General features: G+C 55.5%; 20 protein-coding genes and 1 pseudogene. 10 read left to right on the top strand and 11 right to left on the bottom strand.

Annotation, left to right across the window (positions count from 1 at the left end):
* Window positions 1-157: 157 nt before the first annotated feature.
* Window positions 158-2695, bottom strand: coding sequence for a TonB-dependent receptor (locus H9L05_RS01180; RefSeq protein WP_187732691.1), 2538 nt, complete (start codon window positions 2693-2695; stop codon window positions 158-160).
* Between the two features lie 391 nt (window positions 2696-3086).
* On the opposite strand from H9L05_RS01180, the gene H9L05_RS01175 reads away from it, so the two are divergent.
* The gene (locus H9L05_RS01175) at window positions 3087-4361 is read left to right on the top strand and encodes a voltage-gated chloride channel family protein (protein ID WP_187732690.1); all 1275 of its coding nucleotides are present in this window, start codon (window positions 3087-3089) and stop codon (window positions 4359-4361) included.
* Window positions 4362-4376: 15 nt separating this feature from the next.
* On the opposite strand, the gene H9L05_RS01170 is transcribed toward H9L05_RS01175, so the two are convergent.
* The 4 genes from H9L05_RS01170 to H9L05_RS01155 all read right to left on the bottom strand — a co-directional run bounded on the left by H9L05_RS01170 (window position 4377) and on the right by H9L05_RS01155 (window position 8505).
* On the bottom strand, window positions 4377-4904 hold the full coding sequence (locus H9L05_RS01170; RefSeq protein ID WP_187732689.1) for an NADPH-dependent FMN reductase: 528 nt from the start codon (window positions 4902-4904) through the stop codon (window positions 4377-4379).
* 82 nt (window positions 4905-4986) lie between these two features.
* Entirely contained in the window at window positions 4987-5742 is a 756-nt protein-coding gene (locus tag H9L05_RS01165; RefSeq protein WP_187732688.1) for a succinate dehydrogenase/fumarate reductase iron-sulfur subunit, read from the bottom strand.
* A gap of 138 nt (window positions 5743-5880) precedes the next feature.
* Window positions 5881-7815 carry a fumarate reductase/succinate dehydrogenase flavoprotein subunit gene (locus H9L05_RS01160; protein ID WP_187732687.1) on the bottom strand — a complete coding sequence of 645 codons (1935 nt, stop codon included), beginning with the start codon at window positions 7813-7815 and terminating at the stop codon, window positions 5881-5883.
* An 18-nt stretch (window positions 7816-7833) separates the two neighbouring features.
* Entirely contained in the window at window positions 7834-8505 is a 672-nt protein-coding gene (locus H9L05_RS01155) for a succinate dehydrogenase cytochrome b subunit (RefSeq protein ID WP_187732686.1), read from the bottom strand.
* A 303-nt stretch (window positions 8506-8808) separates the two neighbouring features.
* Between H9L05_RS01155 and H9L05_RS01150 the strand changes: the two genes are divergently transcribed.
* The 4 genes from H9L05_RS01150 to fabD all read left to right on the top strand — a co-directional run bounded on the left by H9L05_RS01150 (window position 8809) and on the right by fabD (window position 12692).
* Window positions 8809-10026: a hypothetical protein gene (locus H9L05_RS01150; RefSeq protein WP_187732685.1), complete on the top strand. Its 1218-nt coding sequence runs from the start codon at window positions 8809-8811 to the stop codon at window positions 10024-10026.
* A complete protein-coding gene (locus H9L05_RS01145) occupies window positions 9954-10913 on the top strand; it encodes a fibronectin type III domain-containing protein (RefSeq protein ID WP_187732684.1) in 960 nt (319 codons plus the stop codon). The genes H9L05_RS01150 and H9L05_RS01145 overlap by 73 nt, the downstream gene beginning before the upstream one ends.
* On the top strand, window positions 10862-11608 hold the full coding sequence (locus H9L05_RS01140; RefSeq protein ID WP_187732683.1) for a gliding motility-associated C-terminal domain-containing protein: 747 nt from the start codon (window positions 10862-10864) through the stop codon (window positions 11606-11608). Before H9L05_RS01145 ends, H9L05_RS01140 begins: the two co-directional genes overlap by 52 nt.
* Before the next feature lie 199 nt (window positions 11609-11807).
* Window positions 11808-12692 carry an ACP S-malonyltransferase gene (fabD, locus tag H9L05_RS01135; protein ID WP_187732682.1) on the top strand — a complete coding sequence of 295 codons (885 nt, stop codon included), beginning with the start codon at window positions 11808-11810 and terminating at the stop codon, window positions 12690-12692.
* An 87-nt stretch (window positions 12693-12779) separates the two neighbouring features.
* Here fabD and folK read toward each other — a convergent pair whose 3' ends face one another.
* Both folK and H9L05_RS01125 read right to left on the bottom strand, forming a co-directional pair.
* Entirely contained in the window at window positions 12780-13286 is a 507-nt protein-coding gene (gene folK / locus H9L05_RS01130) for a 2-amino-4-hydroxy-6-hydroxymethyldihydropteridine diphosphokinase (RefSeq protein WP_223284660.1), read from the bottom strand.
* 1 nt (window position 13287) lies between these two features.
* Window positions 13288-14163 carry an alpha/beta hydrolase family protein gene (locus H9L05_RS01125; RefSeq protein ID WP_187732681.1) on the bottom strand — a complete coding sequence of 292 codons (876 nt, stop codon included), beginning with the start codon at window positions 14161-14163 and terminating at the stop codon, window positions 13288-13290.
* Window positions 14164-14312: 149 nt separating this feature from the next.
* Between H9L05_RS01125 and H9L05_RS01120 the strand changes: the two genes are divergently transcribed.
* Window positions 14313-15293, top strand: a complete 981-nt coding sequence (locus H9L05_RS01120; RefSeq protein WP_187310992.1) for a polyprenyl synthetase family protein — start codon at window positions 14313-14315, stop codon at window positions 15291-15293.
* A 16-nt stretch (window positions 15294-15309) separates the two neighbouring features.
* On the opposite strand, the gene H9L05_RS01115 is transcribed toward H9L05_RS01120, so the two are convergent.
* Entirely contained in the window at window positions 15310-15960 is a 651-nt protein-coding gene (locus H9L05_RS01115; RefSeq protein WP_187732680.1) for an HAD family hydrolase, read from the bottom strand.
* A gap of 104 nt (window positions 15961-16064) precedes the next feature.
* Window positions 16065-16241, bottom strand: coding sequence for a hypothetical protein (locus tag H9L05_RS01110; protein WP_187732679.1), 177 nt, complete (start codon window positions 16239-16241; stop codon window positions 16065-16067).
* A 360-nt stretch (window positions 16242-16601) separates the two neighbouring features.
* On the opposite strand from H9L05_RS01110, the gene H9L05_RS22880 reads away from it, so the two are divergent.
* From H9L05_RS22880 to H9L05_RS01100, 3 genes are all read left to right on the top strand, one after another.
* Window positions 16602-16913: a hypothetical protein gene (locus tag H9L05_RS22880; RefSeq protein WP_223284659.1), complete on the top strand. Its 312-nt coding sequence runs from the start codon at window positions 16602-16604 to the stop codon at window positions 16911-16913.
* The gene (locus H9L05_RS01105) at window positions 16796-17980 is read left to right on the top strand and encodes a cytochrome P450 (protein ID WP_223284658.1); all 1185 of its coding nucleotides are present in this window, start codon (window positions 16796-16798) and stop codon (window positions 17978-17980) included. Before H9L05_RS22880 ends, H9L05_RS01105 begins: the two co-directional genes overlap by 118 nt.
* A gap of 70 nt (window positions 17981-18050) precedes the next feature.
* A complete protein-coding gene (locus tag H9L05_RS01100) occupies window positions 18051-18599 on the top strand; it encodes a GNAT family N-acetyltransferase (RefSeq protein WP_187732677.1) in 549 nt (182 codons plus the stop codon).
* A 120-nt stretch (window positions 18600-18719) separates the two neighbouring features.
* Here the strand turns inward: H9L05_RS01100 and H9L05_RS01095 are convergent, their stop codons facing one another.
* Complete coding sequence (locus tag H9L05_RS01095; RefSeq protein WP_223284657.1) at window positions 18720-19910, bottom strand: peroxiredoxin family protein; 1191 nt, start codon at window positions 19908-19910, stop codon at window positions 18720-18722.
* Window positions 19911-20180: 270 nt separating this feature from the next.
* On the opposite strand from H9L05_RS01095, the pseudogene H9L05_RS01090 reads away from it, so the two are divergent.
* Window positions 20181-22474 (top strand): annotated as a pseudogene (locus H9L05_RS01090) (aconitate hydratase).
* Between the two features lie 106 nt (window positions 22475-22580).
* Here the strand turns inward: H9L05_RS01090 and H9L05_RS01085 are convergent.
* Window positions 22581-22991 carry a hypothetical protein gene (locus tag H9L05_RS01085; protein ID WP_223284656.1) on the bottom strand — a complete coding sequence of 137 codons (411 nt, stop codon included), beginning with the start codon at window positions 22989-22991 and terminating at the stop codon, window positions 22581-22583.
* Between the last annotated feature and the right edge of the window lie 118 nt (window positions 22992-23109).

Genomic DNA, 23109 nt, shown 5'->3' with positions numbered 1-23109 from the left:
GGCTAACACAAGAAGGAGAAACGCCTTTTTCATGGCTGGGGGGCAATTTTGAGCCTCCTGAAGTTAAGCTGAAACGTGGGCTACTTGTTTGCTGTGAACACAATATCGCTGACAAAAAAAAGCCGTTGGTCAGGCCTGACCAACGGCTTTTTTGGACTTACTGCTGGCCCTGTCCCTGCCCGTCGCCGCCCGACTTCTGGTCGTCGTTGCGGATGCTCTTTTTGGGGCGGCTAGCGCGGTTATCCATTTTACCAAATTGGTAATTGAAGCTCACGCGCACCCCACGGTTGTACACGTAGTTGTTGCTGCGCGAAGTAAAGCGGGCAGCGTCCAGCTCATTACGGAAGCGAATGGTGCGGTTGAATGGATTGTCCAGGCCTAAGCTTATACTGCCTTTCTTCTTGAAAAGCTCTTTTTTGGCTGCAATGCTATAGTACTGGTAAGCCGAGGTGCGACCTTGCAGCTGCACGCGTGGAGAGTTCAGGAAGCCTGAGAACTGCGCACTGTAGCCTTTGTCGAACTGATAGGACGACGAGATGTTGGCATTGTACATCAGGCCACTATTGCTGGTATTTAAGCTCGAGCTTTTGAGAGTTACATAATAGGTATTCACGTTGCCGTTCACGGTCCACTTTTCCGTCAGCTTTGTCGAGCCAAACACGCTCATCCCATAAGTAGCATTGCGGGCTACGTTCTGAAAAGTGGTATAAATTACCTGAGCCCCGGTAGTGTCGGTTGTAATAAATCTCTTAAGCGGTTCAAGGCTTGACACACTCTCAATAGCGTTATTGGTGCGGCGGGAGTAGAGCGAGAAATTCAGGTTACTCTTTTTGATATACGTGCTGTATCCCAGCTCGTAGGAATCGGTCAGCTCGGCGTCCAGATTGGGATTGCCGGAGGAGAAGATGCGAGGGTCGCTGGTGTTCAGATAGGGGTTCAGGAAGTAGATATTAGGGCGCTGCACACGCCGCGTATAGCTCACCTTTAGCTTCTGGCTTTTATCCTTGCCAAAGTCGCGGGAGGCTACAACGCTGGGAATAAAGTTGGTGTACTGCTGGCTAATTTCGGTGTCGTTGGAGAAGAAGTCGCCGCCGATGCGGGTGTGCTCCACGCGGGCGCCCACCTTGAAGCTGTACACTTTTTGCAAGCTAAAGCCGTAGGTGCCGTAGCCCGAGTACACGTCCTGATTATAGCGAAACTGGTTGGTACGGTCGGGGAGAAGCAGGAAGCCGCGGCCATCCACGCTATCCGCTTCGATCTGATAATCGGTGTTTACCTGGCGCAGAATGGATTTGGCACCTATCTCCAGCGTGCTGGTACTGTCGATGGGCTGCACGAGGTCGGCCTGGAAAGTGGCTTCCCGGTTGCGGCTGTCGTTGAAGCTCTGCTCGCGGTAGTCGGGTTCGATAAGCTCGGGCCGGAATTGATCGAGGTCGTATTCGTTCAGGCCTTTATTGACGCTGTAAAGAGCCAAAACGCTGAATTCCTGGCGGGGCTTGGCCAGCGTTTTGGTGTAGCCGAAGTTCAGATCAAGGTTGCGGTTTTGGTTGTCGACTTCAATATCGCGGCTGTAAATGTCGGGGCCAGCGCTGGTGATGTATTCCGAGCTGAGCGTGCGGGGGGCATTAAAGCGAAACAGATTGCCGCGGGCACTGATGTTGAAAGCATCCTTGGGCGTGAGGTCGTAATCGGCGCCTACCTGGCCATAAAGTCCGCCGCCGAGGGTACGATTTGTACTAAGTTGGGTCAGCGTGGCTATTGTGGTGGTGCCCTCAAAATCGCGGCGGAATGTCTCACCCCGGCCGCGGTTATAAAAGCCAAAAGAGCCCAGATTCGCATTGACGCCTACTTTGCCTTTGCGCGCGTTCAGGCTGGTGTTCAGGTTGCTGGAGCGCGTGCCGGCCGACACGTTCACCGACCCATTCACGCCGGCCAGGTCGTTTTTCTTTAAAATAATGTTAATAATACCCCCCGTGCCTTCTGCATCATACTTAGCAGAGGGCGAGGTAATCACTTCTACGGTTTTGATCTGGTCGGCCGGAATCTGACGCAGCGCATCGGCCACGGATGAGGCCACGATGGTGCTGGGCTTGTTGTTGATAAGCACGCGCACGTTGGACGAGCCGCGCAGCTCCACGTTGCCATCCAGATCTACGGCCAGCAGCGGTACTTTCTTGAGTACATCGGCCGCCGTGCCGCCGCTGTTTGTGATGTCCTTATCGGCGTTGTAAACGATGCGGTCGACTTTGTTTTCCACTAGCTCCCGCTCGCCCGTTACCTTCACTTCACCGAGCTGCTGGGTGGTGGCAGCCAGCGAAATGCCTCCCAGGTTCACCTCACCGTCAGCCAGACGCACATTATCAAGCACCTTCGTTTGGTAGCCGACAAAGCTGATGCTGACCTTGTAGGTGCCGGGAGCCAACTTGCTGAAGGCAAACCTGCCTTTATCGTCACAGATGCCGCCATCCACCGCTTTGTCGGTGGTCTGATCGAGCAGCGCGACGGTCGCATATTCTACGGGCTGACCGGTTTTGCTATCCGTAACGGTGCCGCTGAGGCCGGCCGTGCCACGTGGGGCAGCTGGCGGCGTAACCAACGCCGGCCGTGAGGTAGAAGGAGAGGCTGGGGCCGTCTGGGCAAATGTGTGAAAGGACAGGCCGAGTCCAGCCAGCAACAACGGTAATGTGTGTTTCATGAAATAAAGGCAGAAGGGCCGGAAGGCGCTTATCTTGTTTTTCGACTAATGGAGGCCGGATGGGGCCAAAACCCGGAATTTCCGGGTGGCTAGCATAAAGTACTTTGGAGATAAAGGTAAAAAGTGATACAGCGCAGCTTGGAAGAGAGGCGATTAGCGAAGAAAAAGCCCCCAGCCGCTATCGGTAATTATCAGATTTGCCCTACAGACAAGTATTCAAGCGTTGAGTTGCTTGTAGTGTTTACGGACGAGATAAATTTTATAAAATAAGCGTCAGAAGCATAGAAAAAGCCCCTCAGCGGTAAGCGCCGGGCCTGCTAATGCGAACACGCAGGCGCTTATTGCTGGATATGTATCTTCGCCCGACTTCCCGCTCGGCCATCGCCTATTCATGTATCGTTACTTTACTGCCCTCCGCGCCGAGTACACGCCCTTACTGCTGTTTGCAGGCCGCTGGCTGCTGATTTGCGCCATCGTCGGCGGACTCGCTGGCACGGCCTCGGCGGGTTTTCTGGTGGCGCTGGATTATGTAACGAACTGGCGCGAAGCCCACCGTTGGATTATTGCCTTGTTGCCGCTGGGGGGCTTTCTGGTGGGATTACTATACTACTATTTCGGCCGAAGCGTGGAAGGCGGCAACAATCTGCTGCTCGACGAAATTCATTCTCCTCAGGCCACCCTGCCATTTCGGATGGTGCCGCTCGTACTCATTGGTACGCTGCTCACGCATTTGTTCGGCGGCTCGGCTGGCCGCGAAGGTACCGCTGTACAAATGGGCGGCGCGTTAGCCGACCAACTCCGCGGCCTACTACGTCTGCGTCCCCGCGACCGGACCTTGCTGTTGGTTACGGGCGTCAGCGCAGGTTTTGCCTCCGTGTTCGGCACACCGTTGGCGGGCGCCGTTTTTGGGCTGGAAGTATTCCTGATTGGCCGGCTGCGCTACGATGCCATTCTGCCCAGCTTTCTGGGGGCTATTTTCGCCGATTATGTCACGCGTCACTGGGGAGTGGGGCACACCGCTTATCCGCTGCTGGCGGTTCCGGCGCTGTCACCGCTCGGGCTGCTCAGCGCCGCCTGTGCAGGTATTGTCTTTGGGCTGGCAGCCCGAAGCTTTAGTGGCCTTACGCACCTGGTGGGGGGCTTTTTTAAAAAGTTTATTGCCTGGCCACCGCTCCGGCCGGTAGTTGGTGGCGCGCTGGTAGCCTTGGCCGTGTGGGCTTTAGGTACCACGCGCTACATTGGCCTGGGTGTTCCCGTCATTGAGGAAGCGCTTAAAATACCGGTGCCGCCCTACGATTTTTTACTCAAGCTTGTGCTCACAGCCTTCACTTTGGGTGCCAGTTTTAAAGGCGGCGAAGTGACGCCCTTGTTTTTTATTGGAGCCACGTTGGGCAATGTATTGGCGCCTGGCTTAGCTTTACCTATGCCGTTGCTGGCGGGCATGGGTTTTGTGGCTGTATTTGCCGGCGCAGCCAACACCCCACTCGCTTGCACGCTTATGGCTATGGAGCTATTTGGCCATGAATGCGGCCTGTATGCGGGCTTGGCCTGCGTGGTCAGTTATCTGTTTTCAGGCCATCAGGGTATTTATGGGGGGCAAATGATTGGGCAATCCAAACACGGGTTGTGGGCCCGCCAGCAAGGAAAGCGCCTGCGTGATTTGTAGCCGATACGCTACCGCCTAAAATGCCAGCAACTGCGTCACTTGCTCCTCCAGCAACTGCTGGTACAGTGGATTCGTTAGCTTTCCATCTGCACTCAAATACTTATCAATAGCCGGCAAACGAACGCGTGCCGGCAGCACTGCCGTACCCAGATACATCAGGATATCCGTCAGATGGCTCAAGGCTAAAATGCCGCCCTGCACCCCGGTTGAAACTCCAATCAAGGCCGCCTTTTTGCCGCGAATACCGCCAGGGTAGGGCAAGCCATCAATAAATGCTTTCAACACGCCGGGGAAAGAGCCGTTGTATTCCGGCACCACGAACACCAACTTGTCGGCGTTATTAGTCAGTTCGAAAAGCTCGTTGAAGCCATCGTGCCGACCTGTATTCGCATACAGAGCCGAGGTAATGAAGTCGGAGGGCAAATCGGTGAGGTCCAGAAGCTGGCAGTCGGCGCCTTGGTTTTTAAGCAGTTCAGCGTATAAAACGGCCACCCGACGGGCCCGGGAATTCGGACGGTTTGTCCCGATGATGATAGTAATCATGTGCGTGAGAGCGGAAAGTAGAGGGCAAAAAAGAGGGCGAAACGGAAGCCGTTTCGCCCTCTTTTACTATAACAGCACAACCCTACGCTAGGTTGTCAGAAGTAGCTTTTGCACTAATAAACTCGCGGTTCATCAGGGCAATGTTTTCGAGCGAAATGCCTACTGGGCACTCCGCAGCGCACTGGCCAATGTTGGTGCAGGCACCAAAACCTTCTTTGTCCATCTGCGCTACCATGTTCTCTACACGGGTTTTACGCTCTACCTGCCCCTGTGGCAACAAGGCCAATTGAGAAATTTTAGCAGATACGAACAGCATAGCCGACGCGTTTTTGCAGGCTGCTACGCAAGCGCCACACGAAATGCAGGTAGCGGCCTCAAATGCCTTATCGGCAATGTTCTTCGGAATCGGAATCTCGTTACCATCAGGTACGCCGCCCGTGTTCACGCTGATGTAACCACCAGCCTGAATAATCCGGTCGAAGGCCGAGCGGTCTACGCTCAGGTCGCGGTTTACGGGGAAGGCGTTGGCGCGCCAAGGCTCAATGGTAATCGTGTCGCCGTCGCTGAACTTGCGCATGTGAAGCTGACACGTAGTAGTGCCCTTCTCCGGGCCGTGCGCACGACCATTGATAAACAGGTCGCAGGAGCCACAAATGCCTTCGCGGCAGTCGTGGTCGAATGCTACGGGCTCGTCGCCTTTGAGCAATAAGTCCTCATTGAGCACATCCAGCATTTCCAGGAAAGACATTTCGGGCGAAATATCCTTCACTTGATACTCTACTATTTTGCCCTCGCTATTACGGTTGCGCTGCCGCCACACCTTAAGCGTAAGGTTCATCGGTTTTGCATTAGGGTTATTACCGGCCATTTTATATAAGAAACTGAGAGTTGAAAGGAGAGAAGTGAGATGGAAAACCAAGATGAAAAGTATCTGACCAATGTCTCACTTCTTTCTTCTTGCTTCCCACTTCCGGGCTTACTTGTAGCTACGCTGCGTGAGTTTTACGTTTTCGAATTGTAGCTCTTCCTTGTGAAGGGTTTCGGGCTGATTATCACCCGTCCATTCCCAAGCAGCTACGTAAGCGAAGTTTTCGTCGTCGCGCAGAGCTTCGTTTTCGGGCGTTTGGTACTCCTCGCGGAAGTGACCACCACAACTTTCTTCGCGGTTCAATGCATCGTCTACCATAAGCTCACCGAGCTCCAAGAAGTCGGCCACACGACCAGCAATTTCCAGCATTTGGTTCAACTCTTCATTGGTGCCCGTTAGCTTTAGGTCAGACCAGAACTCGCGGCGCAGCTTCTGAATCTCCTGTTTAGCAAACTGCAAGCCCTCAGCATTGCGGCTCATACCACAGTGGTCCCACATAATGTGACCAAGCGCTTTATGAAACTCGTTCGGCGTACGGGTGCCCTTGATGCTGAGCAGCTTCTGGGTACGAGCGTGTACTGCCTCCTCAGCCTCTTTGAAGGCTGCGTGCTGCGTGGTAACGGGCGTGGGGGGCATTTGTGCTAGGTAATCACCGATAGTATAGGGGATTACAAAGTAGCCATCTGCCAAGCCTTGCATAAGAGCCGAAGCACCCAGGCGGTTAGCACCGTGGTCGGAGAAGTTGCACTCGCCGGTAGCGTACAAGCCTGGGATGGAAGTCATCAGGTTGTAATCTACCCACAGGCCACCCATGGTGTAATGCACCGCTGGGTAGATGCGCATCGGCAGCTCATAAGGATTCTCGGCGGTGATTTTCTCGTACATGGCAAACAGGTTGCCGTACTTCTGACTCACCTTATCTACACCTTCACGCTTAATAGCGTCAGCAAAGTCGAGGTAAACAGCCAAACCCGTAGAGCCCACACCGCGACCTTCGTCGCAAGCCTGCTTGGCGTTGCGCGAGGCCACGTCACGAGGAACCAGGTTACCGAAAGAAGGATACTTGCGCTCCAAGAAGTAGTCGCGCTCTTCTTCGGGAATATCTGCCACCCGAATTTGCCCCCCACGGAGGCGTTCAGCCATTTCCTTGGTCTTGGGCACCCATACACGGCCGTCGTTACGCAGCGACTCCGACATCAGCGTCAGCTTCGACTGATAGTCACCGGATACAGGAATACAGGTGGGGTGAATCTGCGTGAAGCAGGGATTAGCGAAGTAAGCGCCTTTCTTGTGCGCACGCCAGGGCGCCGTTACATTGCAGTACTTAGCGTTTGTGCTCAGATAGAATACGTTACCGTAACCACCCGTAGCCAGCACTACAGCATGAGCCGCGTGCGTTTCAATCTCACCGGTAATCAGGTTGCGCGTTACAATACCACGGGCTTTGCCATCTACTACTACCAACTCCAGCATTTCGGAGCGGGTGTACATCTTCACTTTGCCGTAAGCAATCTGACGGCTCAAAGCAGAATAGGCACCCAGCAGTAGCTGCTGACCAGTTTGCCCCCGCGCATAGAAGGTTCGGCTTACCTGCGCACCACCGAAGGACCGGTTAGCCAGCAACCCACCGTATTCGCGGGCGAATGGAACACCTTGCGCAACGCATTGGTCAATAATATTCACCGATACCTGAGCCAAACGATACACGTTTGCTTCGCGGGAACGGTAGTCACCACCTTTAATAGTATCGTAGAACAGGCGGAATACTGAGTCGCCGTCGTTCTGGTAGTTCTTCGCAGCATTAATGCCGCCCTGCGCCGCAATAGAGTGGGCGCGACGAGGCGAATCGTGGTAGGTGAAAGCTTTTACGTTATAGCCCAGTTCTGCCAGCGATGCAGCCGCAGAAGCGCCTGCCAAGCCCGTACCTACAATAATTACGTCGTACTTCCGCTTGTTAGCGGGATTCACAAGCTTCACATTGAACTTGTGCTTCTCCCACTTTTCGGCGAGAGGCCCCTCAGGAATTTTGGAATCCAGATTCATCGTAATACGAGGTTAGGACTATTTAAAAAAGTAGAAGTACAGCGGCATCGAGGCAAAGCCAGCACACACGACGATGGCGAAAATGTAGCCGATGACGCGAATGATAGGTGTATACTTGCGGTGGTTCAGGCCTAAGGTCTGGAAGCCGCTACGGAAGCCATGAATGAGGTGATAGCACAAGGCTATCTGGGCGCCCACATAGAGCAACACATACCACCACTGTTTGAAAGAGGTGACAACCAAAGTATACAGGTCGTCATTGTTGTTGATGTCTGGATCGAGGTCACCGAAGCGGGCCCGATAGAAGAAGTTGTACATGTGTACGATCAGGAAAATCAGGATCAGGGTGCCGAGCAGCGCCATGCTGCGCGAGTACCAGGGGCTGTTTTCCGAAGGGCGGCTATCTACGTAGCCTACTTTGCGTGCGGCACGGTTGCGCGCGGCCAGGGTATACGACTCATAAATATGAAAACCAAAGCCCAGCACCAATACCCACTCCAGCGTCCGGATTACCGGGTTGGTACCCATAAAATGGGAGTAAATATTGAAGGCCGCTCCACCATCATCCTTAAATAACTGGAGGTTGCCTACCAAATGCACAACAAGGAAAGTGCAAAGGAAAAGGCCCGTGATGGCCACAATTACCTTGCGGCCAATACTGCTAGTAAACGTCTTCGTAATCCAACTCATAGGAGTTATTGGTGATTTTGGAAAGGTCGGTTGTATATGGTCAAAGGTAAGGGCCGACCAAGTACGAAACAATCGACATCCGACGTTTAGAAAAGACGTGAATCAATCTAATAGCGGGGCCGTTAGAGCTTCATAGCGAATATGTAACACCATGCGCGCGTTGTTTGTTAGGTAAACAGCGCATTTTTGCTGACCTTCTGCTCTTCTAAAAATTGTCTTTAATCGCCCTTTAATATGAAGCTTCCGCTACCTCGACGCGTTAGTTGGTTATTGGTGGGGTTGGTACTAATCATACTAGCCTCTTTGGGAGTAACGCCCACTGCTGAAGCCTCCCACATCCGGGCCGGCGATATACAGGCTAAGTCAGATACCACGCTGCCTGTCAGCGCCCGCAACCCGCGGCGCATTTTCTTCAAGATGGTACTCTTCACCGACAATGAAACCTCTAAGGTCGATGAAGACAAAGTCGCGATATTCTTTGGGGATGGTACCTGTACTGGGGTTCGTGAAATACCTCGCACCACACTGCGTCAGGTAATTCCGGGCACCCAAATTAATGTTTATTACTTTGAGCATACTTATAATGCTCCTGGTAGCTACTTGGTCAGTTACATTGGGGAATTACGCAATGGTGGAGTACGAAATATGTCGGACTCCAATACCCAAACCTTTTATATCTCTACCCGGGTCACGATTGCCCCTGAGCTTAATATAAACAGGTCGCCGGTACTGAACGCGCCGGCTTACGATAAGGCCGCCACCAATCAGGTATGGCTGCACAACCCCGCCGCTTTCGATGCCGACGGTGACTCCTTGGTATTTGAGCTGCGTCCCAGCCAGCAAGTGGCCAATGGGGTAGAGGGATCAATAAACATCGATAATTGCCGGCCCCAGCCAGTTGTTACTACTAATTACAGATTCCCTAACCTAACAGACCCACGCGGGGTGCAGGTGCCCTACCTGAATTCACCGGGAGGAGGCCCGTCAATCTTTACCCAGGACCGGCAAACGGGGCAAATTGTGTGGAATGCCCCGAACGTAGTAGGTATCTATAATTTTGCTTTCGCGGTCTTGGAGTACCGCCGAAGTGGCACCGGGCCCGCCCGCCTGATAGGGGAGGTAATCCGCGACATGCAGATTCTGGTAGAGCCCACCAACAACTTGCGGCCTACCATTACCATTCCGCCCGACCTTTGCGTGATAGCCGGTACGCCCATCACCCAAACGGTTACGGCCACTGACCCGAATAATGACAAGGTAACCTTATCAGCTTTCGGGGGCATTTTCCCGCCCGCCACCTTCGTGCAGAGTTCAACCGGACCACCGCAGGCCAGCGGTACTTTCCGCTGGACGCCCCAGTGTACGGATGTTGCTTCCGATCCGTATACCGTCGTTTTCAAGGCCGACGACCAGCCGCCATCCGGCACCGTGTTGATTGATGAAAAGGCGTGGCGTATCACGGTAGTAGGGCCACCCCGCAAAACCTCGGTGTCCGCGGGGAAGGCAGCAGCGCTATTCTGACCTGGGACCGGTATACCTGTAGCAATGCCAGCCGCATTCTGATCTATCGGAAAGAGGGCCCGTCTAACTTTACTCCTGGCCCTTGCGAAACAGGTATTCCGGCTAGCTCGGGCTTCGTGCAGGTAGGGTCTGTGCCGGTCGGCACGGATATTTTCCGTGATGACCGGGGCGGTTTAGGACTTGAGCGGGGCAAAAACTATTGCTACCGCATCTATGCAGAGTTTCCGCGGCCGAAAGGCGGCGCCAGCATTGCCTCCGCGGAAGTGTGCCTGAATCTGCAAGGTCGGAGCGCAGTGTTGACCAATGTAACCGTGGATCGTACGGATGCCACCAACGGCGCTATTACAGTGCGCTGGACCAAGCCTTTCAGCCAAAGCGGCTTCATTCCGCCGGTAGGCTATCGTCTGCTGCGTTCGGTAGGTACAGCAGCGCCTACTTTGGTTTTCACCACGAATAATCTGGACGAGCTATCGTTTGTGGATACTGGTATAAACACGCTGGCAAACACTTTCACATACCGTCTGGAGTTTTTCAGCAATGCAGTAGCCGGACCCGGCTCCGCCGTACTCACGGAAACCTCTACTGCATCGAGCGTACGGCTGGAGGGCACAGCTGACGTTTCAAACCCAAGCCTTAACCGTATCACGCTGAACTGGACGTATGCCGTGCCGTGGAATAATGCGCTCCGGCCCACAACTATTTATCGGCGCGATTCAGCCCCGGGCAGCCAGTTTGTGCAGGTAGGAACCGCGACGGGTACCGCCACGGGGGCACATTTGTCGATCAGGGCACTACGGCTCAGCCCTTGCGCAAAGGACAGGTGTACTGTTATTATGTGGAGACAAACGGCACGTACAGCAATCCGGATATACCCGATCCATTGTTGAACAAGAGCCAGGAGAAGTGCATCGCGCTGAATGCCGTGCCGTGTCCGCCGGTGCTTACGCTGGTGCAAACCAACTGCGACAGCCTGGCCGCGCTGCCTAACTTCCCGGCACCCAACCAGGTGTATAGCAACAAGCTGCGCTGGACGCTGGGCAACACGCCCGCCGATTGCAGCCGCGAGATTGCCTACTACCGGATTCTGTATCGGGAAACGCCTGAGGGATCTTTAGTTGTCATCGACTCCGTGACGCAGCAAAGCTATGTGGACCGGCTGGACCGGGATAAACCAAACCGGCCTGGTAAGGCCACGTTTGCGGGCTGCTACGCCATTCAGGCTGTAGATGCGGTAGGCAACCGGAGCGCGCTGAGCAACATTGAGTGTAAAGACAACTGTCTGTTCTTTGTGCTGCCCAACATCTTCACTCCCAACGCCGACCAGCGCAACGACACGTTCCGGCCCAAAGTGGCCAGCCCGATACGGCGCACGCGTTTCCAGGCCTTTAACCGCTGGGGCGTGAAAGTGTACGAAAGCGACCAAAAGCCGCTCATTGAGTGGGAGGGCACCAGCAACGCGACCGAAGGCAAAGGTGGCGTGAAGGTGACCGAAGGCGTGTATTATTACATTGCCGAGGTTGAATTTGCTGATTTCAACAGCACGAAGCGTACCTATAAAGGATGGGTGGAAATCACGCGCTGATTTCTGCTTCAGTAAGATTATCATGAACAGGGCGAACCCACGGGTTCGCCCTGTTTTTTATGGTAGGCTATAAGAATAGATGCTGGGGGGCTTTTTTGGGCTTACCGCTCAATTTGTGCAGCTTGCGCGACCGTTGAGTTGGTTTCCAGACCGCTCATTAAACCCAACCTATCCTAAATCGCGCTTCAATCCACGCTTTATGAAAGCAGTAATTTTTCCCGGTCAGGGCAGTCAGTTTAGCGGTATGGGCCGCGACCTTTATGAGCAGCAGTCAGCCGTGCGCCAACTGTTCGATCAGGCCAACGACATTCTCGGCTTCCGCCTCACGGATATTATGTTCACCGGCTCCGACGAAGATCTGCGCCAAACCAACGTGACGCAGCCGGCCATTTTTCTGCACTCCGTAGCGCTGGCCGCCAGCCTACCCGAGCTGGTTCCCAGTATGGTGGCCGGTCATTCGTTGGGCGAGTTTTCGGCGCTGGTGGCGGCGAAGGTGCTCAAGTTTGAAGATGCGCTGCAACTGGTGGCCCAGCGGGCGCAGGCCATGCAAGCCGCCTGCGAGGAGCAGCCCGGCACGATGGCCGCGATTTTGGGCTTGGAGGATGAGGTAGTAGTGCGCATCTGTCAGGAAATCAGCCAAGGCGGCGATATCGTGGTGGCGGCCAACTTCAACTGCCCCGGTCAGCTGGTTGTTTCGGGTACGCAGCAGGGCATTGCCATTGCCTGCGAGCAGCTGAAAGCGGCCGGTGCCAAGCGTGCGCTGCCTCTGAGTGTGGGGGGGGCTTTTCACTCTCCGCTTATGCAATCGGCGGAAGCTGCGCTAGCCCGTGCCATCGAAGCGACGCCCTTTGCGGCTGGTATTTGCCCCGTGTATCAAAACGTAGATGCCGCCCCGCACACTGACCCCAATGAAATCCGCGAAAACCTCGTGCGTCAGCTCACGGCCCCCGTTCGCTGGACCCAGCTTATTCAGCAGATGGCGCAAGACGGCGCTACAGAGTTCGTAGAGTGCGGCCCGGGCAAAGTGTTGCAGGGATTAGTGAAGAAAATTGCCCCCCAAGCGGCGGCTAGCTCGGCGGTTTAACCGATTTAAACTCATGATACAAAAGCGAGGGCAGAAATGTGAATACACGTTTCTGCCCTCGCTTTTTAAAGATAGAAAGCCGCCGAGCTAAGCATCAGTCCACTGCTTCACTTCCAGCTTATCGGGGCAAGCTACCAGCAGCTCAGCAATCGTTTGGCCCGACACTGGATGCACTGCATCAGTCGCGATTTCAGCTAAGGGCACCAAAGCAAAGCGCCGCTGGGGCAGGGCCGGATGCGGTACTACAAGCCGGGGCGAATCCAGCACCAGCGCGTCATATAGCAGAACGTCAACATCCAACGTGCGCGCATCCCAGCGCACGCGCCGCTCGCGGCCGGCCAGTTGCTCCACATGCAGGCAGACATCCAGCAGTGCTTCGGGGGGCAAATTTGTGCGAAGCCGCACCGCTTGGTTCAGGAAGGCGGGCTGCTGCTCTAAGCCCCAGGCAGCGGTTTCGTAAAGTGACGATGTGCTAGAAACCACGCCGGCCAGCTCGCTTAGCTGCTGCACAGCGGTGCGTAGCGTGGCAACTCGGTCGCCGAGGTTGCTGCCGAGCAGCAGGTAGGCCGTGTGGGTGGTCAAGCTGGCGGCCAAGCTATTTGATGCCTTGGAAGAAGGCGATGGTGCGATCAGCTACTTCCTGCGCCAGCCTCGGGAGCTGGTCCTCGTCCCAGGGGTGCTTGCCCCCAAACATATGGCCGGCACCGGGCAGAATAACCAGCTCAGCATCAGGCTTCCAGCTTTTCAGGTCGTGGGCCATGGTTACAGGTAGGGTTTCGTCTTCGTCGCCGTGCAGAATAAGCAGGGGCTGACGCAGCTTTTCGCGCACATTCGTTGGTATATCGAGGCGCTCTTTATTCGCCTGAAAGTCTTCGACGAGTTGGTAATAGAGCGGCATGCGCTGGCCGGTGCGCGTATTATCAATGTACTGCACGCCCTCGGCCTGCCACCGCTTCATTACTTCCTCCGACCAGCGCTGGTCTATGTCGCTGATAGGCGCCCAGGCGGCCACGGCCCGCACGCGCGCGTCTTCAGTCGCCTTCAGCATGGCCAGCCCGCCGCCCCGGCTATGGCCCACCAGAAACAGGCGGCTCAAATCCATCTCGGCGGCCGGAATAGGCGCTTCGCCGGGCCAGTAGAGGCTGTCGAGCACGGCGCCTAGGTCGTCCAGCTCCAGGCTGAAATTGTTGTTGCCGAAAGCTTCCATGTCTTCTAGGTCGCCGGTGCCGCCGGGCACAATGCCGTTGTGCGAGAGGTTGAGCTTCACAAACACAAAGCCCCGACGGGCAAAGTAATCGGCCAGCACATTGAAGTGGCCCCAATCTTTAAAGCCCTTGAAACCATGCACAAACACAACTACAGGTTTGGGCTGGCCATCGGGCAGAAAGCGGGCGTCGGCGGCAAAGGGCCGGGAGTGGCGTGAGCAGGTCAGTAAGAACTCAACGGCGGTAGGAGAGAGGCTGGGGGGCATTTTTGTACCGATTAAGTAGAGAAGCAAAAGTAAGCTACGAAATTTGCCCCCCACAGAGCTGAAATGAACAAAGCGCAGGATCGGGGCCGGGGCCGCCGGTTAGGAATCTGAGCGGCCGCCGCGTATCATTGCAGCGCCCAATGCCCCGCATGAAAGGAACGCTCGACGTGATACAGGCCCCGATAGCGGCCGAAATGGAGGAATTTGAACGCAAATTCCGGGCTTCGATGCAGACCAAGGTGCTGCTGCTCGACAAGATAATGGGCTACATCATCAAGCGCAAAGGCAAGCAGCTGCGCCCGATGTTCGTGTTTTTCACGGCCAAAATCAGCGGCGGCGATCCGCTGCCCGAAGCTACGTTTCGCGGCGCGGCGCTCATTGAGCTGCTGCACACGGCTACGCTTGTGCACGACGATGTGGTGGACGAAAGCAACTATCGCCGCGGCTTCTTTTCGATTAATGCGCTCTGGAAAAACAAGATTGCAGTGCTCGTGGGCGATTATCTGCTTTCGCGCGGCTTGCAGCTAGCGCTTGAGCACGACGATTTCGACTTGTTGAAAATCGTGAACAATGCCGTGCGGGAGCTGAGCGAAGGCGAGCTGCTACAGATTGAGAAAGCCCGCCGCCTCGACATTACGGAGGACGTGTACTTCGACATCATTCGCCAGAAAACGGCCTCGCTTATTGCTTCCTGCTGCGCCGTGGGAGCCGCCTCGGCCGGGGCGGATAAAGAAACGATTGAGCGGGCCCGGCTTTTCGGCGAAAAAGTAGGCATGGCTTTCCAGATCAAGGACGACCTTTTCGACTTCGGTACCGACGAAATCGGCAAGCCCGTGGGCATCGATATCAAGGAGAAAAAGATGACGCTGCCGCTCATCTACTCCTTGCAGCAAGCCGATTGGCTGACCAAGCGCCGCGTCATTTTCAATGTTAAAAACAATGATGGCCGCAAAGACCGGGTGCAGGCCGTGATTGAGTTTGTGAAGAAAACCGGCGGCCTCGAATACGCGGTGCAGGTGATGGAGCGCTACCGCGACGAGGCGCTCACCATTTTGCGCACCTTCCCCGATTCGCCCTCGCGCGTGTCGCTGGAGCAACTCATCAACTACACAATAGAGCGGGAAAAATAAGCTTTCGTCGCCTGGTTTATAGCAGCGTTTGCATAAACGGATCGTGGAAATCGGCGGCAAAATGAAGCACGTTATCCAGCTCGTCGAACTCAGCTTTCTGGTGTGTCGTGGTCAGAATCACGGTTTTCATGCCGGCATTCTGAGCGGCTTCGGCGCCCTTCGGCACGTCTTCAAACACGATGCAGTCGGCGGGCGCAACGTGCAGCTGCTGGGCGGCTTCCAGAAATGTTTCGGGGTGGGGCTTGCTCAGCGTTACATCATCGGCACTGACAATGGCCTGGAAATAATGCCGAATATTCAGATTGTCGAGCACAAAGTTGATGTTGAACATAATAGCCGCCGAGCCGATGGCCATCGGAATACCTCGCTGATGGGCGGCTTCCAGAAACTCCGGCAAGCCAGGCAACAGCTGTAAGTGCGGCTGATACTCTTGCTGATAGCGCTTCTCTTTTTCCAAGGATAAGTTTTCCATCTCGGCCGCCGAAAACTTGTCGGGGCCAAACACGCGCACCAGCAGCTCCTGATTTTTGCCGTACATCTGCTGTTTCACCTCAGCCCACGAATAATTGCCCCCCAGGTCGTTGTTGAGGATGGATTGCCACGCACGGGTGTGAAATTCCATGTCATGGATCATGGTGCCATTGAGGTCGAAAATAAATGCTTTCATCAGCGAAGAATGGGCCGGTAAGCACCAAGCCTGACAACCGCCTTCTAAAGGCAGCCGTCAGGCTTGGTGGTATAGAAAAGTAAGGTCAGATCAACAACGAGTGTCTACGCTTCGGGCTCCGCTACCTGGTAGCTCACGCTCTCGGGCTTCACCTCCGACACATCGAACTGTACGCCTTCAAATGTGCTGCGGACGGTGATAGCATGTGTCATGTCGCAGCCGGGGCACTTGATTTCCTCGGTTTCAAACTGGCCGTCATCCTCCATGGAATTGGCCAGCAAATCGGGGCGGGCACGCCGATCAGATCGGTGAAAACTTCGGTATTGCAGTGGTTACACTCAAATTTGAGGCCTACGGTGCGGCCCTGTAATTCGTCGAGGGGGCAGGAGTGCCGGGTTTTTGCTGAATCCACATAGGGAGGAAGTGTTTGGTTTTGGAGATAAATGGGAGCGGTAACGGTAGGGCCACGCGGTGGGCACCGTTGATGAGGTGTACGCACGTTCGGGCGTTTTGTGTTGCCATTCACCAAAAAGCCCCCAGAACGATAATTCCAACACCTATAAGGCTGGGCGTTTTAGATCATTTTTCTACACGTAAAAAGCCGAGGCAGATGTAATTTGAGGCCCGCTTAGCTTGCTCGTATGCCACCTCCTCACTTTGCGTCGTTGCCCGTAGTGCCCCGCTGGAAGTCCTTGCGTAACTCCATTACGCTGGCGGCTAACCCTATTCCGGTGCTCAATAATTACCTCGATACCTATGGCGACACGATTGTGGTGTATCTGGGGGCATTCGGCGCACCGTGCTTACCCGCGACCCTGGCCTGGTGCAGCATGTTTTGCAGAAAAACCACCGCAACTACCCCAAGTCCGACTTATCGCACGGCATTGCGCGCTACCTCGGCCACGGCCTGCTCACCAGCGAAGGCAGCTACTGGCTACAGCAGCGTCGCCTGATTCAGCCCGGCTTTCATCGGCAGCGCATAAGCAGTTTGGTTACGCTTATGCAAGCCGAAATCAATGACTGCCTGGAGCCGTTGGAGCGCGAAGCAGCCAAGCAAGGAGGCGCGGTGGAAGTAGCAGTGCACGAGCTAATGACGACCACGGCGTTTCGGATCATCGCGCGTTCGGTATTTAGCAACAGCCTAGCCGAGGCGCAGTTGCAGCGCATGGCCGAACTGCTCACGGCTATTCAGGCCTTTTATGTGCGCACAGTGCGCCAGCCGTATTTGCGGCCCTGGCAGCACGCCAGGGGGCAATTTCGGCGCCACGACCACCTGGCAGCCGAGCTGCGCGACATCGTGCGCCAATACATCCGGCAGCGCCAGCAGTCCAGCGGCCCCGCGCCCGACGACCTGCTGCAAATGCTGCTCGATGCCCGCTACGAGGACAACGGCGAACCCATGACCGAGGAGCAAGTGCTGGATGAAGCCGCCATCATTCTGGTAGCCGGCCACGAAACATCCGCAAATGCGTTGTCGTGGCTGTGGTATCTGCTGGCTCAGCATCCGGAGGTGGTGGCCAAGCTGCGGGCCGAAATGGACCAGGTGCTTGGTGACCGGCCCGCCACTTTCGCCGATTTGCCGGGTCTAGGCTATTCTCTGCAAGTCATTCAGGAAACTATGCGCCTTTACCCACCCGCCTGGATTCTGGATCGCGTAGCCGCCGCCGATGACAGCTACAATGGACTTGCCCTGCCCAAAGGCACGCTTATTTCGGGGTATTTGTATGGCATTCATCACTCTGCGAAGCTCTGGGATGAGCCCGAAGCTTTTCGCCCGGAGCGCTTTGGTCCTGATCAGCTGCGCCAACAGGCACCGTATGCCTACATTCCGTTTGGCGGCGGCCCGCGTCTGTGCATTGGCAATCAGTTTGCTCTCACCGAAATGCAGCTGGTTCTACTGGAAATGCTGCGCCGCTTCGAGGTAGAGCGGATTGAGCAGCCACCCGTTGACCTGATGCCGCTGATTACGCTCCGGCCACGCCAGGAAATCCGGGTGCGCTTTCGGCGGCGCAAGGCGTAGCAGCTTTCCCAAGGTATTTTGAATTCTATATTTACCTGCTCGCCACTATAATAATCTCAGCCCTGTGTCTATGCTAACCTTACGCGATGCGCCCGCGCCGCTGGTGCCCTCGCTCGAAACGCCCGACTTGCTGCTGCGTGGCCCGCAACCCGACGATCTGCCAGCGGCCGCAGCCCTACACCAGCAACCCGGCTTCTACCGCTTTCTGGGCGGCAAGCCGCACACGGAGGAAGACGTATGGCGGCGCATGCTAAGCCAGCTAGGACACTGGGCGATGTTTGGGTACGGAAGCTGGACCATTGAGGAAAAAGCAACGGGCCAGTACGTCGGCTCGGTGGGTTTCTTCGATTTTCAGCGCGACCTGACGCCTTCGCTCAAAGGCACCCTGGAGGGCGGCTGGGTCCTCGATCCGCGTCTGCACGGCCGGGGCTACGCCTCACAAGCCGTGCAAGCCGCTTTGGATTGGATCGAGCCCCGCTTCCCTACCGCCCGCCTGACCTGCATCATCGACCCCGAAAATGTGGCTTCCCTGAGCCTGGCCCGCAAATTCGGTTTTCAGGAGTTTGCCCGCACTACCTATCACGACGCGCCAATTGTGCTGCTGGAGCGGCAGCGGTAGTCAGCTCAGGTAACAGCAGACTACTAGCTGGTTTGCTCAGTTTGATAAGTTCTTTAAAACAGCAAGAAGCCCGTTTCCAGACTAGGAAACGGGCTTCTTGCTGTTCAGGCGCAGCCAATTCTACTCTTTCACCAGCTGATTGATGGTCTTGTTGAAATCGGCTACAAACTCATCGTAATACTTGCCGGTGCCGGGGCCGGAAAAGCCAGTGTGAATCTTCCGCACGTCGCCTTTTTTATCCAGAATGATGGTAGTGGGGAAGGCCAGCACTTTGTTGATTTGGGGCAGCGCTTTGCCGGCCGCGTCTTTGTCGGCGATGCCGGCCACGGCCAGGTCGTAGCCAACGTTGAGGCGCTCCTTCATTTTAATGAGGCGTTGGGCAGCTTTTTTCTGGTCGGGGCTGCGCTCGAAGCCAAGGCCGATTACTTCCACGCCGCGGCTTTTATTTTTCTCGTACCAGGGAGCCAGAAAATTGGTCTCGTCCATGCAGTTGGGGCACCAGGAGCCGAGCAGCTGCACCACCACTACTTTGCCTTTGTACTTGGGGTCGGAAGGGGAGATGGAACCGCCTTCGTAGATGTTGGGGAATTTGAAGTCGAGCTTTTTCTCGCCAGGCTTCAGGAACGTGAGCGAGTTGGCATCGGGGAGTTTGGCGTTGGCGTCGAGCTTGGCCGTCCAGGTTTCATGGCCGCTTTTGCCGCTGTAGAAATCGCCGTTGATGATAGTGTTCGTGTCGCTGTTGCGCGTGGCTGTAAACAAGTAGCCGTGGTTGCCATCGAATGTGGAAAGCTGGAGCTTATTGCCATCAACTTGCCCATCTAAGTAACGATAATCGCCGGTAGTTGTCAGGAAAGTGCCTTTTATGTCGCTGCCATTTTGCTTGAACACGCCCACGGCAGGATACGTCTGTCCCTCATTATCTTTAAACGTCACGCTCCAGGTACCATCGAACGACTGTGGCTTGCCCGAGGCGGCGGGGAATAATTTTTGCCCCCCAAGCGTGGCCGTGAACGGCACCCTATACGGCTCCGGCGCGTCGTACTTCACCCACGTGCCTTTCAGCTTATCGGCTCCATCGGGACGCACAACCAAGGCCGCATCGAATACGCCCAGGGTAATGGTAGTTGAGTCGCCGGCCGTGGTGATTTCGTCGAGCTTCAGGCGCTCCTCCCCGTTGCGCAGATACACCACAGATTTGCCCCCCACGGCTTCCACGTCAAACAAAAACGGAATTTCCTGACCCTGCGTGGAGAGTACCGCGCGCCACGTGCCGGGCTTGAGGGCGGAAGCAGCGCCGGATTCGTTTTGCACAGCAGCGGTTTTTTCAGACGAGGAATTGGATTGGCAAGCCCCCAGGCTCAACAGCAAGGCAGTAGCTAAAGCTGGGGGGCAAAATTTAGAACGCAGCGACATAAAGAGGAGGAAATACGAAGGAAACACAGACTGAAACTGTGGGGGGCAATTTTAGGTTTTAGCAAGATAGGTTCGCAAAGATAAAATGTATGCACCGCAACGTCGGCCGCCTATATTTGCGTACTGCTTCTAAGAAGCCTACCACTTTACCCTTTTTCCCTCCCGACTATGGCGTTTGACTTAGAAATGATTCAGGCCGTGTACGCTGGCATGGGCGAGCGCATCGAAGCCGCCCGCACTGCCGTTGGCCGTCCGCTTACTCTGACCGAGAAAATCCTGTACGCTCACCTATATGGTGGCAAAGTGCAGCAAGCCTACGAGCGCGGCGTTTCCTACGTCGATTTCGCCCCCGACCGCGTGGCCATGCAAGATGCTACCGCCCAGATGGCCCTGCTGCAATTCATGCAGGCCGGCAAAGACAAAACCGCCGTTCCCAGCACCGTACACTGCGACCACCTCATTCAGGCCCGCGTAGGCGCCGATGCCGACTTGGCTCAGGCCAACGAGGAAAACCGTGAGGTATATGATTTCCTTGCTTCTGTTTCCAATAAATACGGTATCGGCTTCTGGAAGCCCGGCGCTGGTATTATTCACCAGGTAGTACTCGAAAACTACGCCTTCCCCGGCGGTATGATGATCGGGACGGACTCGCACACGCCGAACGCGGGCGGGCTGGGCATGATTGCCATTGGCGTGGGCGGTGCAGATGCCGTGGATGTAATGGCCGGCATGGCTTGGGAGCTGAAGTTCCCGAAAGTGATTGGCGTGAAGCTGACCGGCCGGCTTAATGGCTGGACTTCTGCCAAAGACGTGATTCTACGCGTAGCCGGCATCCTGACCGTGAAAGGCGGTACCGGTGCTATTGTTGAATACTTCGGTGATGGCGCAAACAGTCTCTCGGCTACCGGCAAAGGCACTATCTGCAACATGGGCGCTGAAATCGGTGCTACTACCTCGGTGTTTAGCTACGATGAGAAGATGGCGGATTATCTGCGCGGCACCAGCCGGGCCGAAATCGCGGACCTCGCCAACGGCGTGGCCCAGCACTTGCGCGCCGACGACGAGGTGTATGCCAACCCCGCAAACTTCTACGATCAGCTGATCGAAATCGACCTGAACACGCTGGAGCCTTATGTAAACGGTCCGTTCACCCCGGACGCCGCGTGGCCAATCTCGCAGTTTGCTGCGGCCGTTCGTGAGAATGGCTGGCCCGCAAAGCTGGAAGTAGGCTTGATCGGTTCGTGCACCAACTCTTCCTACGAAGACATTACCCGTGCCGCTTCCATTGCCGGCCAGGCCGTGCAGAAAGGCCTGACGGTAAACGCAGAATTCACCGTAACGCCTGGCTCTGAGTTGGTGCGCTATACCGTGGAGCGCGACGGCTTGCTCGATACGTTTGCCCAGATGGGCGGCGTGGTGCTGGCTAACGCCTGCGGTCCGTGCATCGGGCAGTGGGCCCGTCACTCCGACGATCCCAAGCGCAAGAACTCCATCATCACGAGCTTCAACCGCAACTTTGCCAAGCGCAACGACGGCAACCCGAACACGCACGCTTTCGTGGCCTCGCCCGAAATCGTGACGGCCTTCGCCATTGCCGGCGACCTGACCTTCAACCCGCTCACCGACACGCTGCCAACCAAAGATGGTCAGCAGGTGAGACTGGATGAGCCAACGGGCGTAGAAATGCCCCCCAGGGCTACGATGTGGAAGATGCCGGTTACCAGGCGCCCGCCGAGAATGGCCTGGGCGTGCAGGTAATCGTTGATCCGGAGTCGGACCGCCTGGAGCTGCTGGAGCCCTTCAAGCCGTGGGAAGGAGTTGACCTGAAAGGGTTGCGCCTGCTCATCAAGGCGCAGGGCAAGTGCACCACCGACCATATTTCCATGGCTGGCCCGTGGCTGAAGTATCGTGGTCACTTGGACAACATCTCCAACAACATGCTCATCGGGGCTACCAACGCTTTCAACGGCGAGGCCAATTCTGTGAGGGATCAGGTAACCCAAGGCAATCCATACAACACTGTGCCGCAGGTAGCTCGCACCTACAAGTCGATGGGTATTGGCTCGGTGGTCGTGGGTGATGAGAACTACGGCGAAGGCTCTTCGCGTGAGCACGCTGCCATGGAACCCCGCCATCTGGGCGTACGGGCGGTTATTGTGAAGTCGTTTGCTCGTATTCACGAAACCAACCTGAAGAAGCAGGGCATGCTGGCGCTCACTTTTGCCAATAAGGCCGATTACGACCTGATCGAGGAAAACGACGTGATTGATATCATTGGTCTGACGAGCTTCGCGCCCGGCAGCCAGATTCAGGCCCGTCTGCACCACGCCGACGGCGATACGGATCTGATCAACCTGAACCATACCTACAATCAAGGTCAGATTGAGTGGTTCAAGGCTGGTTCGGCGCTGAACCTGATTCGCTTAAAGGAATCGGGTGCGGCTGAGTTGTCGCAGAAGTAAGATTCGACTTTGCTTAAAAAAAGCGGCTTTTCTATTCAGAGAAGCCGCTTTTTTATGTTCATTAGCCAAACGCTTCATACAAGCCTTTAGTCTTCACAAAGTGAATCTACACAGTAACCACTGGCTCCAGCCGAGCCTCGCGTGGCTTCTGCACCAGATAGTAGTAGAGCAAAGTCAAAAGGCCCAGCAGAAACGGAATCAGCGCCATGTGCTTGCCGGTAACACTGCCCCACACCTGAACGGCTTCGAAGTTGAAAAACTCGCTGATCATCCAGTAGGAGTTGGCACTAATCCAGAACACGATGGCCAGGTTGTGGGCCAGCTCAGCCTTGATGGTGCGGGTGCGCCAGGTGATAATCAGGGCAATACTCAGCGTTGGAATAATCATGCTGAGCGCAAGCGGCTTCCAGATAATGCACCAGCCAATATCTTTTAGCAGCCAGAAGAGAATGTGCATGTTTTCCATGCGGCGGTAGGGAGCCGGAATGCTGTAAATCTGTTCGTTGGGCTGTTCCATAAGGGAAAATTATTTCCAAATATATTCTTGGAATGGCTGCCGAAAATATCAGCCATGATTTGGCCGCGAAAAGGCGATGTACTGCCAACTTAAATTATAAGCGAAGCCAGCCTCCGAA

Origin of the sequence: Hymenobacter qilianensis (assembly GCF_014489555.1) — a bacterium.
Lineage (GTDB): Bacteria > Bacteroidota > Bacteroidia > Cytophagales > Hymenobacteraceae > Hymenobacter > Hymenobacter qilianensis.
Note: the sequence above shows the minus strand (reverse complement) of the source record. Positions and strands in the feature narration are given on the sequence as shown.

Bases quoted from the DNA above. Each gene is read 5' to 3' on its own strand.
- H9L05_RS01125 (WP_187732681.1), bottom strand. From the start codon at position 14,163: ATGCCCCCCAGCCTCTCTCCTACCGCCGTTGAGTTCTTACTGACCTGC.
- H9L05_RS01100 (WP_187732677.1), top strand. From the start codon at position 18,051: ATGCTAACCTTACGCGATGCGCCCGCGCCGCTGGTGCCCTCGCTCGAA.
- fabD (WP_187732682.1), top strand. From the start codon at position 11,808: ATGAAAGCAGTAATTTTTCCCGGTCAGGGCAGTCAGTTTAGCGGTATG.
- H9L05_RS22880 (WP_223284659.1), top strand. From the start codon at position 16,602: ATGCCACCTCCTCACTTTGCGTCGTTGCCCGTAGTGCCCCGCTGGAAG.
- H9L05_RS01160 (WP_187732687.1), bottom strand. From the start codon at position 7,815: ATGAATCTGGATTCCAAAATTCCTGAGGGGCCTCTCGCCGAAAAGTGG.
- H9L05_RS01175 (WP_187732690.1), top strand. From the start codon at position 3,087: ATGTATCGTTACTTTACTGCCCTCCGCGCCGAGTACACGCCCTTACTG.
- H9L05_RS01180 (WP_187732691.1), bottom strand. From the start codon at position 2,695: ATGAAACACACATTACCGTTGTTGCTGGCTGGACTCGGCCTGTCCTTT.
- H9L05_RS01120 (WP_187310992.1), top strand. From the start codon at position 14,313: ATGAAAGGAACGCTCGACGTGATACAGGCCCCGATAGCGGCCGAAATG.
- H9L05_RS01085 (WP_223284656.1), bottom strand. From the start codon at position 22,991: ATGGAACAGCCCAACGAACAGATTTACAGCATTCCGGCTCCCTACCGC.
- H9L05_RS01170 (WP_187732689.1), bottom strand. From the start codon at position 4,904: ATGATTACTATCATCATCGGGACAAACCGTCCGAATTCCCGGGCCCGT.
- H9L05_RS01115 (WP_187732680.1), bottom strand. From the start codon at position 15,960: ATGAAAGCATTTATTTTCGACCTCAATGGCACCATGATCCATGACATG.
- H9L05_RS01155 (WP_187732686.1), bottom strand. From the start codon at position 8,505: ATGAGTTGGATTACGAAGACGTTTACTAGCAGTATTGGCCGCAAGGTA.
- H9L05_RS01165 (WP_187732688.1), bottom strand. From the start codon at position 5,742: ATGAACCTTACGCTTAAGGTGTGGCGGCAGCGCAACCGTAATAGCGAG.